The organism is Yersinia sp. FDAARGOS_228 (assembly GCF_002073315.2).
Classification (GTDB): Bacteria; Pseudomonadota; Gammaproteobacteria; order Enterobacterales; family Enterobacteriaceae; genus Yersinia; species Yersinia intermedia.
In genome coordinates this window covers 1,617,053-1,628,772 of the sequence record NZ_CP020409.2, presented here as the reverse complement: position 1 = coordinate 1,628,772, position 11,720 = coordinate 1,617,053, and the positions used below count along the sequence as shown (strand labels likewise).

Below are 11,720 nucleotides of genomic sequence, written 5' to 3'. Positions count from 1 at the left end.
CTGCCTGCACCTTGAAATCTATTGGGTATATTTCCAGGCTATCAGTAGCCACCAGCCATCATCACTGATGCACCAGGTGTAGGTAAGATGCCCAGTTTCGCTCAGCCAGCATATCAGTATTTGAACTCAGTGTTAATTCGTTCACATAAAAGCAACATTAAATTTTTGCTGAATCGTTGAGCGCAGTGTAATCACCTGAAGTATTGATAGCCGCTCTCAGTTAGCCCCCTACTGCAGGGCAATTCCCGCAAAAAACATCGCTGTAAGATAACCATAGTAAATGAATGGATACCATCTCTCTGTGAGGATCTCGTGCTATCGATATGACTTTTAGGGCGATAAATAACGAAGGGAAAATATTGTGGCGATAAATGAAACAGAAACAGCCGATAATGACTGTTTCTGCTTTGCCAAAAGACGTTATGCCCCTGGTAGGAAGGGCATTTAGAATTGGGTATTCAAGCTAACAAAATATGTCCGGCCCGGTTCATTGTAAGTCGCCGCTCCCGCCCCCGCGATACCGGCTACGTTCTGAGCATTCCCGGCACGGAATTGGCGCTTGTCGAACAGGTTTTCAATCCCGGTGGTGACACTGACATTTTTTGTCACTGTATAGCTAGCACTGAGACCAAAGATGGCATAAGGGCTGACTTCATTACGTGCCGTACCTGTGACCGGCAGACCTTGATAGTCATACTTTTTCGGCTTCTGACGCCCATACCAGGTCACGGTGGATAGCAGTGACAAATCATCAGTTGCCTGCCAGTTCAGTGAACTATTTAAGGTAAACTCCGGCGTAATCGATAAGTAATCGCCGGTGCTTTTGTTCTTCGACTCCAGCATGTAGGTCAGATTACTGCGCCATTCTACCGTCTCGGTGAATGGTACGGTCAGGTTACCTTCCAGCCCTTCCACCAATGCTTTCGGCACGTTACTCCATTTGAAGATATCGGAATTAGCATAAGCACCGGTACCACCACTGGCAGTCCCAAGGGAGACCAAACCCGGCTCAATCTTATTACGATAATCATTACGGAAATAAGTGATACCAGCAATAATGCCGTCATCGTGAAACTCGAACCCGATCTCTTTGTTTACGCTGGTTTCAGCAGACAGAGAATCATTGCCCATCAAGTAGCAACTGCCGCCACCGCCATAGCAACCTTGACCACGGCTATACAGCAGATAGTTCGGATTGGTTTGATAGAGGTTTGGCGCTTTATAGGAACGGGCGATACCCATTTTCATGGTGAAGTAATCACCCAGTTCCTGTGACAGGTTCAGGCCCGGACTCCAGTTACTTCCCGCCGTGCTGTGATGATCAAAACGCAGTGCTGGGGTGAGCATGGTGGTATCCGTCAACTCGATATTATCCTCAACAAATACCGAGGCTATCTGCGCCGAGCTACGAGTATTGCGCCCAGTCCCTGTCAAGCCGCTGACACTGCCACCCTCACTCGTTGTTTGGGTATTGGAACTGGGGTCGTTCATTTTCTGGTCATTCCATTCCGCCCCCACGGTCAGCACCTGATTAACACCCAATTCAAATGGAAGGTTAATCTCAGAGTGGGCTAAATAGTTGTCCAACTTGATAGTACTGAAATATTTATTTGAGAATATGCCTTCTGTACCCCCCGCCAGCCCCTCATTAATTCGTGAGTTACGCGTATCCTCATACTGAAAATAGGAGGTTGTACTGACGCCGTTATCCCAAAAACCACGGTGTGTTAGCGAGAAATTATCGCGGTACATAACGTTAGTTTCCGCACCATATAAGCTGCGAACAATGGCATTGCTGTTCGTGTTTTGCGTATCGCCGGCATAAATATTCCCCTGACGGCTATAACCTGCCTCGAACTCCAGAGATTGGCCTTGGGCGAATTCCCAACGCAGTAACCCGTTGATGTCTTTATTTCGTACCCCTTCACGGCCAGCAGGCAGTGTCCCAGCCTGGTTACCGGTACGGGCAGATTCATGACCTGAGTTAATATTCCAATCATCAGCATCGGTTTTATTATAGCCACCGTATAGGCGGAAGCTGACAGTATCGCTTAACGGCCCCATCAGACTGAAGTCGGTACGGCGGGTCGCCCCTTCCTCACTGTGCTGCGGCATATTCATGTAGGCGTTCCAACTACCGTGTAACTCTTTATCCGGTTGTTTGGTGATGATATTCACCACGCCACCTGCGGCACCGTTGCCATAGCGTGCCGCTGACGGGCCGCGTAAGACTTCGATTTTATCAACCATGTTCGCGGGAACCCAGTTGGTGTCACCACGGGTATCACGTTCACCACGCCAGCCATAACGCACCGCATTACGGCTCGAAACCGGTATGCCATCGATCATAATCAATGTATTTTCTGGCCCCATACCACGAATATCAATTTGGCGATTATTGCCGCGTTGACCACTGGCGGAATTACCGGAAAGGTTAACGCCAGGCATGGTGCGGATAATTTCGGACAGATCATTCGCGGGTGGCCGTTTGCGGATATCGTCTGCGGTGATGGTTGATGCCCCCAGCGCTTGACGAACTTGCTGCTGAGCGGTCACCACCAGCGTATCACCGGTGGTTGCCGCCCCATCTGCCGCGGTAGGTTCTTGCTGCGATGTGGTGACGGTTGTTTGCGCTGTCGTCTGTGTCGCTGCTGTGGACTCAGTTTGATTTGCCGCTTGAGTTTGTGCCCAGAGCGGAGTCGATATGCAGATACCCATCAATGTCGTCAGAGAACGCCGTTGCCATTTTACTTTCATTACATTTTCCCCTGATGCAAAAAAGCCCACAGCAAATATCCGCACAGTAAAATCTCTGGCAATCTATTCATGGGGCAACAAAAACGAACAAGATTGATAATTATTTTCATTATCAATTCATCGCGCTAATTGTTACATTTGCATGTAGGAAAAAGGTTTGTGCAAACAGCAAATCTGTTTGTCATAACGTCAATGTCAGTGGAGAGTTCATCATGTCGACGGTGAAGAAAAACAAATTGCTCAATGTCTCTCCCTCATCCAAACCGATTTATCGTGAACAAATTGTGCAACAATCGAATCTGGTTGCCAGTGATTATCAACTGAGCAGCGTGAAGTCATTGCCCACTGACCCGGTATTGTTTGGCGATTTTCAAGTATTGCGTCTGAACCCACATCTGATTTTACATACCGCGAATGTCACCAACCTCTGTGATATCAAGACACAAAGCCGGCTTAATCCAGCACTGAAGCTAGCTATTGTGGTTAACGGCAGCGCGCATGTCTCATTCGGCGGTCAACAGTTGCATTTGCAGGAAAAAGGCGATGCTTCGTTGGTTTCGTTAACTGAAAACACCCTGTTTACCCGCCACGGTAAAAACAACCGTCACGAGCGCACGCTAACACTGACTTTTGACCGTGAATGGCTGTATGGCGATTTGCTGCCACAAGCTGGCGCATGGGATACGCTGTATAACTTTACCCAACAGCACCTGGCGATTCATTTATGGCGTCCATCGGTTCACTCGCAAGCCATTGCTCAGAAAATAGCGAGCGCCAAACCCTTTTCAACGCCACTGGAGCGACTGCAATGGGAAACACAATGTATTGGGCTGATCATTGAAGCGTTCAGCTCACTAGAGCAGCAAGCTCAGCAGCAAAATAAAATCTCATTACGCGGGTTGAACCGGGTTCAGCAGGTACGTGACTGGCTGGAAAGTGGCGAGGCTGACCACCTATCGATGAGTGAATTAGCCAGTCTGGTGAATATGAGCCAGAGCACGTTGCAGCGACGTTTTCGTGAAAATTACCACATTACGGTATTTGAATATCTGCGCCATTGTCGTTTAAAGCGGGCCATGCTGGCATTACAAAAAGAAGGGATCAGTATCGATCAAGCCGCCGCCATTGCTGGCTATACCAGCCCGGCCAATTTTGCCACCGCACTGCGGCGTACCTTTCATATTTCACCCAGTCAACTACGGGCGGGGCCAATGTTTGATCGATAAGAAAAACAAGTTCAATAAAAATACCTGGGTGATAGAAACCTTTAAACAAAAAAACGGCCCCTGTTAAGGAGCCGCTTCATTATCTTACTGTATCCGCAAAAAATTATTTCTTTTTCGCTTTCGGGTTAGGCAAGTCGGTAATGCTACCTTCGTAGATTTCCGCTGCCAGACCGACAGATTCATGCAAGGTAGGGTGAGCATGGATGGTCAATGCGATATCTTCCGCATCACAACCCATCTCGATCGCCAGACCGATTTCACCTAACAGTTCACCACCGTTAGTCCCGACAATGGCACCACCGATAATACGGTGAGTTTCTTTGTCGAAGATAAGTTTAGTCATACCGTCTGCGCAATCTGAAGCGATAGCACGGCCCGATGCCGCCCACGGGAAGGTGGAGGTCTCAAAGCTGATGCCTTTTTCTTTCGCTTCTTTCTCGGTCAGACCCACCCATGCGACTTCAGGTTCAGTGTATGCAATAGATGGAATGACTTTCGGATCGAAGTAATGTTTCAGGCCGGAGATAACTTCAGCAGCAACATGGCCTTCGTGCACACCTTTATGTGCCAGCATTGGCTGACCCACGATGTCACCGATAGCAAAGATATGCGGCACGTTGGTACGCAGTTGTTTATCAACGTGGATAAAGCCACGCTCATCAACTTCTACGCCAGCCTGACCGGCATCCAGCAATTTGCCGTTAGGTACACGGCCAATAGCTACCAGAACGGCATCATAGCGCTGTGGTTCTGCTGGCGCTTTTTTGCCTTCCATCGTGACATAGATACCATCTTCTTTGGCTTCTACCGCCGTCACTTTGGTTTCCAGCATCAGGTTAAACTGCTTGCTGATGCGCTTGGTGAAGACTTTCACCACGTCTTTATCAGCAGCCGGAATAACCTGGTCAGCCATTTCTACCACATCAATTTTCGAGCCTAGCGCATGGTAAACCGTACCCATTTCCAGACCGATGATGCCCCCGCCCATAACCAGCAGACGTTCAGGAACGGTTTTCAGTGCCAGTGCATCAGTTGAGTCCCAAACTCGTGGGTCTTCATGAGGAATAAATGGCAGTTGGATTGGGCGAGAACCGGCGGCGATAATCGCGTTATCGAAGGTTATCGTAGTTGGGCCATTTTCACCTTCAACCACTAAGGTGTTCGCGCCAGTAAATTTACCAAAACCATTAACCACTTTGACTTTACGGCCTTTAGCCATACCTGCCAAACCACCGGTCAACTGATTGATAACTTTCTCTTTCCAGACACGGACTTTATCAATGTCAGTTTTAGGCTCACCAAAAACGATACCGTGTTCAGCCAGCGCCTTAGCTTCTTCGATAACTTTGGCAACGTGCAACAATGCCTTGGAAGGGATACAACCCACATTCAGGCAAACACCACCCAAAGTAGAGTAACGCTCAACCAGAATGGTTTCTAAACCTAAATCCGCGCAACGAAAAGCAGCAGAGTACCCTGCTGGACCTGCCCCAAGTACCACGACCTGAGTTTTAATTTCAGTACTCATCATGACCTCTTAATTGTTTGTCCGGCGGGTCAGACATCATTTTGAAATCTATCGAATATATTAGGCTAATTAATTTCATAACGCCCTTCATCCACCGGGACGCTTGCACCGCGAGCAGTTTACAGAATTGTTAATAATCTGAAAAGCAACATCGAGTGACGAGTGTCTCAACAACCCTAATCTATATAAAAACAAGGCCGGCACGAAGCCGGCCTTGGCGATTACATCACCAAACGGCGAATATCAGCCATAATGGTCGCGATATAGGCTGCGAAGCGAGCACCTGCTGCGCCATCGATCACACGGTGGTCGAAGGACAGAGACAGAGGCAGCATCAGACGTGGCGCAAACTCTTTACCATTCCAGACTGGCTTCATGGATGATTTAGACACACCCAAGATAGCCACTTCTGGCGCATTGACGATTGGCGTAAACGCCGTTCCGCCGATACCGCCCAGGCTGGAGATAGTGAAACAACCGCCTTGCATGTCAGATGCAGTCAATTTACCATCACGCGCTTTCTTGGAAATAACAGATAGCTCGCGAGACAACTCGACAATACCCTTTTTGTTCACATCACGGAACACTGGAACAACCAGACCGTTAGGGGTATCAACCGCCACACCGATATTGATGTATTTCTTCAGTGTCAGTTTCTGACCATCTTCAGAAATAGAGCTGTTGAAACGTGGGAACTCTTCCAACGCCTTGGCAGCCGCCTTCATCAGGAACACCAGTGGGGTGATTTTCAGATCCTGTTTTTTCTTCTCAGCTTCGATGTTCTGTTGCTTACGGAACACTTCAACTTCAGTGATATCCGCTTCATCGAATTGGGTCACATGAGGGATCATGACCCAGTTACGGCTCAGGTTCGCACCAGAGATTTTCTGGATACGGCCTAATTCAACTTCTTCAATCTCACCGAACTTGCTGAAATCAACTTTCGGCCAAGGCAGCATGCCCGGCAGACCGCCGCCAGTGGCAGCAGTTGGTGCTGCTTCAGCACGTTTGACCGCATCTTTCACGTAGGCCTGAACGTCTTCGCGCAGGATACGACCTTTACGGCCGGTACCTTTCACTTTCGCCAGGTTTACGCCAAATTCACGCGCTAAACGGCGGATAACCGGCGTGGCATGCACGTAAGCGTCATTCTCAGCGAACTCGCCTTTGCTCTCAGCTTTCGCGGCGGGAGCGGTGGCCGCTTTAGCCGGTGCCGCAGCAGGAGCCGCTTGCTGGGCAGGCGCGGCAGCAGGGGCTGCGCCTTCCACTTCGAACACCATAATCAGCGAGCCGGTTTTAACTTTGTCGCCAGTGCTGATTTTGATCTCTTTAACTGTACCCGCAAACGGTGCCGGTACTTCCATTGAAGCCTTATCGCCTTCAACGGTGATCAGTGATTGTTCAGCGGCAACTTTATCGCCGACTTTAACCATCACTTCAGTCACTTCAACTTCATCGTCGCCGATGTCTGGCACGTCGACATTTTTAACCGCAGAGGCTGTTGCCGCTGCCGGTGCTGCTGCCGGGGCTGACTCAGTTGCCGCAGCGGGTGCCGCAGCACCTGCCACGTCAAATACCATGATAAGAGAACCGGTGCTGACTTTATCGCCAGTGCTGATTTTGATCTCTTTAACGGTACCGGCGAATGGCGCTGGCACTTCCATAGAGGCTTTATCGCCCTCTACAGTGATCAGTGATTGTTCAGCCGCAACAGTGTCGCCCACTTTGACCATAATTTCGGTGACTTCAACTTCGTCAGAACCGATATCCGGCACCGCAACGTCTTTCGCAGCACTGGTCACAGAAGCCGCTGCCTGAGCAGGGGCTGCCACTTTCTCTTCCGCTTTCGCAGGTGCCGCAGCGGCACCTGTTGCTTCAAAGATCATCATCAGTTTGCCGGTCGCGACAGTATCGCCAACTGCAATTTTGATTTCTTTAACTACGCCCGCCTGCGGTGATGGGACTTCCATGGAAGCTTTATCACCTTCAACGGTGATAAGTGACTGTTCCGCTTCAACGGTATCGCCTACTTTCACCATAATTTCGGTGACTTCCACTTCATCTGCACCGATGTCTGGTACGTTAATTTCAATAGCCATTTGTTCTTTACCTCTTATGCCAGACGCGGGTTAACTTTATCGGCGTCGATACCAAACTTGGTAATTGCTTGTGCAACTACGCTGGCGTCGATGTCACCGCGTTTAGCCAATTCACCCAGAGCTGCAACCACAACGTAAGAAGCATCAACTTCGAAGTGGTGACGCAGGTTCTCACGGCTGTCAGAGCGGCCGAAACCATCTGTACCCAGAACGCGGAACTCGCTGGCAGGAATGAAGTTACGAATTTGTTCAGCGAACAGCTTCATGTAGTCAGTTGAAGCAACTGCTGGTGCGTCGTTCATGACCTGAGCCACATAAGGAACACGTGGCGTTTCTGTTGGGTGCAGCATGTTCCAACGCTCACAATCCTGACCATCACGAGCCAGTTCAGTGAATGAAGTTACGCTGTACACATCAGAACCAACACCGTAGTCGTTAGCCAGAATCTGAGCCGCTTCGCGAACGTGACGCAGGATTGCACCTGAACTCATCAACTGCACTTTGCCTTTGCTACCTGCAACAGTTTCCAGTTTGTAGATACCTTTACGGATACCTTCTTCTGCGCCCTGTGGCATTGCTGGCATGTGGTAGTTTTCGTTCAGCGTGGTCAGGTAGTAATAGACGTTTTCCTGCGCTTCGCCGTACATACGCTCCAGACCGTCATGCATGATGACAGCAACTTCATAAGCATAAGCTGGATCGTAAGAGATACAGTTCGGGATAGTCAGTGACTGAATGTGGCTATGACCATCTTCATGTTGCAGACCTTCACCATTCAGAGTAGTACGACCTGAAGTACCACCGATCAGGAAGCCACGCGCCTGTTGGTCACCCGCAGCCCAGCACAGGTCACCGATACGCTGGAAACCGAACATGGAGTAGTAGATGTAGAACGGGATCATTGGCAGATCATTGGTGCTGTATGAGGTCGCAGCAGCCAGCCATGAAGAGGCAGCACCCAGTTCGTTGATCCCTTCTTGCAGGATCTGGCCTTTCTCGTCTTCTTTGTAGTAAGCAACCTGTTCACGGTCTTGCGGGGTGTACTGCTGACCATTCGGGCTGTAAATACCAATCTGACGGAACAGACCTTCCATACCGAAAGTACGCGCTTCGTCAGCAATGATTGGAACAATTCTGTCTTTGATAGATTTGTTCTTCAGCATCACGTTCAGCACACGCACGAAAGCGATAGTGGTAGAAATCTCTTTATTCTGCTCTTCCAGCAAGGAGCTGAAATCTGACAGCGCAGGGATTTCCAGCTTCTCAGTGAACTTAGGCATACGGGTTGGCACATAGCCTTCCAGCGCCTGACGACGTTCGTGCAGATATTTGTTTTCTTCAGAATCTTTATCGAAGGTGATGTAAGGCAGTTTTTCGATATCAGCATCGGCAACTGGCACATTGAAACGATCGCGGAAGTGGTGAACCCCTTCCATGTTCATTTTCTTCACCTGGTGAGCAATATTTTTACCTTCTGCTGTTTCGCCCATGCCGTAACCTTTAATGGTGTGGGCCAGGATAACAGTAGGTTTACCGGTGGTTTCTTGTGCTTTTTTCAGTGCAGCAAAGACTTTCTTCGGATCATGACCGCCACGGTTCAGAGACCAGATCTCATCGTCGCTCATGTCTTTCACTAATGCAGCAGTTTCAGGGAAACGGCCAAAGAAGTGTTCGCGGACATACGCACCGTCTTTGGATTTAAAGGTCTGGTAGTCACCATCCAGTGTTTCGTTCATCAGTTGGATCAGTTTACCGCTGGTATCTTTACGCAGCAGCTCATCCCAACGACTCCCCCAAATCACTTTCAGCACCTGCCAGCCAGCACCACTGAAGATACCTTCCAGCTCATTGATAATTTTGCCGTTACCAGTAACCGGGCCATCAAGGCGCTGCAAGTTACAGTTGATAACGAAGACCAGGTTATCCAGTTTTTCACGGGTCGCGATGGTGATCGCACCTTTGGATTCTGGCTCATCCATCTCGCCGTCGCCCAGGAAGGCGTACACGGTCTGTGCTGCAGTGTCTTTCAGACCACGGTGATGGAGGTATTTCAGGAACTTGGCCTGATAGATTGCACTGATTGGGCCAAGGCCCATAGATACAGTTGGGAACTGCCAGAATTCAGGCATCAGTTTCGGGTGCGGGTAAGAAGATAGCCCCTTACCATCAACTTCCTGACGGAAGTTATCCATTTGCTCTTGAGTCAGGCGGCCTTCAAGGAAAGCACGTGCGTAAACACCTGGAGAGATGTGACCCTGGAAGTAAACCAGATCGCCGCCGTCTTTTTGGTTACGAGCGCGGAAGAAGTGGTTGAAGCAAACCTCGTAGAAGGTAGCGGAAGACTGGAAGGATGCCATGTGGCCGCCCAAGTCCAGATCTTTCTTCGACGCACGCAACACGGTCATCACGGCATTCCAACGGATAGCGCTGCGAATACGACGCTCAAGCTCCAGGTTGCCAGGGTAAGCGGGTTCGTCTTCTACCGGGATGGTGTTGATGTAATCACGGCTGGCAGAACCTGCCGCAACGCTCACACCACCTTTACGGGCTTCGCCCAAAACCTGATCAATCAGATACTGAGCACGCTCAACACCCTCTTCACGGATGACCGATTCGATCGCCTGTAGCCAGTCGCGGGTTTCGATCGGATCCACGTCATTATTTAAACGTTCTGACATGGTGGTATTCCTTATCTGTTTCTAATGGTTTATTTGGAGCCTATCTTCCTGTGCTTTAACCCCAGGCTAAAGCACGTGCCCTGGTGAAAACACCGGAAGATAGGCCCATCAGTTTAGTTGCCGCTAATAATTCTCAAATGAGAATAACTACCCAACGAAATTGGAGTTACGGCAGCGCTGCCAGAGAACGAATCTCGATGAGCTGACCCAAGTCAGTGATTCGGGTGAGTTCACGCAGCTAACAACCCTGTAGCTTCAAGTACGAGGGGTATAAAACGAGTTATTGAGGTCTTGCAGAGGCGCAACCTGAATGATTCGTTTCTAGTCCTTGCGCTGTTGGAGCCGACGCAAAGATCGCTCACGGCGACTGTGCTCCCGACTGAGGTCCAACAGAATCTCCTCAATAAACGCCAAGTGACGGTGTGAAGCTTCGCGGGCTTTCTCTGGCTCGCGTGCCACAATCGCCTCAAAAATCCCGGCGCGGTGACTGCTTACTGTTGCCAGCATTTCGCGGCGCGAGTAAAGCAATTCAAAGTTCTGTCTTACGTTTTGTTCCAGCATCGGCCCCATGCAACGCAGTAAATGCAGCAAAACCACATTATGCGCAGCCTCTGTGACAGCCACTTGATACTGCATAACGGCATCTGCCTCAGCATCTAAATCGCCGTTATCCTGCGCTTGCTGAATAACAGTATGGCATTCACGGATACGTTGCAGATCTTCATCAGTGCCGCGCAATGCTGCATAATAGGCAGCAACACCTTCGAGGGCATGACGGGTTTCTAACAGATCGAATTGTGCTTCTGGATGGTCAGCAAGTAGTTCTGCCAGCGGATCGCTAAAGCTTTGCCACAGATTGGTTTGCACGAAAGTCCCGCCCCCCTGACGACGCAATAGCAGTCCCTTAGCTTCTAAGCGCTGAATTGCTTCTCGCAAAGAAGGTCGGGAAACATCAAATTGCTTCGCCAACTCGCGCTCAGGCAGTAATTTCTCACCAGGGCGTAGCGTCCCTTCCAAGATCAGGTATTCGAGCTGCTGCTCGATGACATCTGATAATTTGGGCTGACGTATTTTGTTGTAGGCCATAATTTGTGTAAGTCGCGCTGTAAGCCGTATTGAGTGAATCGTCTCTGCGAGTAGCGCGGAGTCAATTGGTAATACCAATTTCAAAAACGTGACGATAAAGTAACAAAGTATTCACTAGCTGTCCATACGGACCTTGACCAAAATCATGAAACCCAGCACATTTTAACAACTTCACCGATAAAGCAATGCAAAGTGATAACGTAGCAGTGGTAATACCATTACTTGATATGAGCGAGTTTTAACTTTTATGAAACGGATAATTAGGCAAGCTGAAGCGGTAAAGTTATTTTATTTGTGAATATAAAACCTATAAACTTGAATTTATATTCAAAACAAAATAAGAAAA

At 49.3% G+C, this 11,720-nt stretch carries 6 protein-coding genes; 1 reads left to right on the top strand and 5 read right to left on the bottom strand.

Annotation, left to right across the window (positions count from 1 at the left end):
• Positions 1-444: 444 nt before the first annotated feature.
• Complete coding sequence (locus tag A6J67_RS07415) at positions 445-2,757, bottom strand: TonB-dependent siderophore receptor (protein WP_032905466.1); 2,313 nt, start codon at positions 2,755-2,757, stop codon at positions 445-447.
• 212 nt (positions 2,758-2,969) lie between these two features.
• On the opposite strand from A6J67_RS07415, the gene A6J67_RS07410 reads away from it, so the two are divergent.
• On the top strand, positions 2,970-3,983 hold the full coding sequence (locus tag A6J67_RS07410) for a helix-turn-helix domain-containing protein (protein ID WP_005181485.1): 1,014 nt from the start codon (positions 2,970-2,972) through the stop codon (positions 3,981-3,983).
• A gap of 103 nt (positions 3,984-4,086) precedes the next feature.
• On the opposite strand, the gene lpdA is transcribed toward A6J67_RS07410, so the two are convergent.
• The 4 genes from lpdA to pdhR form a co-directional block, all read right to left on the bottom strand.
• Positions 4,087-5,511 carry a dihydrolipoyl dehydrogenase gene (lpdA, locus tag A6J67_RS07405; protein ID WP_050086092.1) on the bottom strand — a complete coding sequence of 475 codons (1,425 nt, stop codon included), beginning with the start codon at positions 5,509-5,511 and terminating at the stop codon, positions 4,087-4,089.
• Between the two features lie 221 nt (positions 5,512-5,732).
• On the bottom strand, positions 5,733-7,610 hold the full coding sequence (gene aceF / locus A6J67_RS07400; RefSeq protein WP_050288116.1) for a pyruvate dehydrogenase complex dihydrolipoyllysine-residue acetyltransferase: 1,878 nt from the start codon (positions 7,608-7,610) through the stop codon (positions 5,733-5,735).
• 14 nt (positions 7,611-7,624) lie between these two features.
• A complete protein-coding gene (aceE, locus tag A6J67_RS07395) occupies positions 7,625-10,288 on the bottom strand; it encodes a pyruvate dehydrogenase (acetyl-transferring), homodimeric type (RefSeq protein ID WP_042568555.1) in 2,664 nt (887 codons plus the stop codon).
• A 321-nt stretch (positions 10,289-10,609) separates the two neighbouring features.
• Positions 10,610-11,374 carry a pyruvate dehydrogenase complex transcriptional repressor PdhR gene (gene pdhR / locus A6J67_RS07390; RefSeq protein ID WP_005181476.1) on the bottom strand — a complete coding sequence of 255 codons (765 nt, stop codon included), beginning with the start codon at positions 11,372-11,374 and terminating at the stop codon, positions 10,610-10,612.
• Positions 11,375-11,720 lie beyond the last annotated feature (346 nt).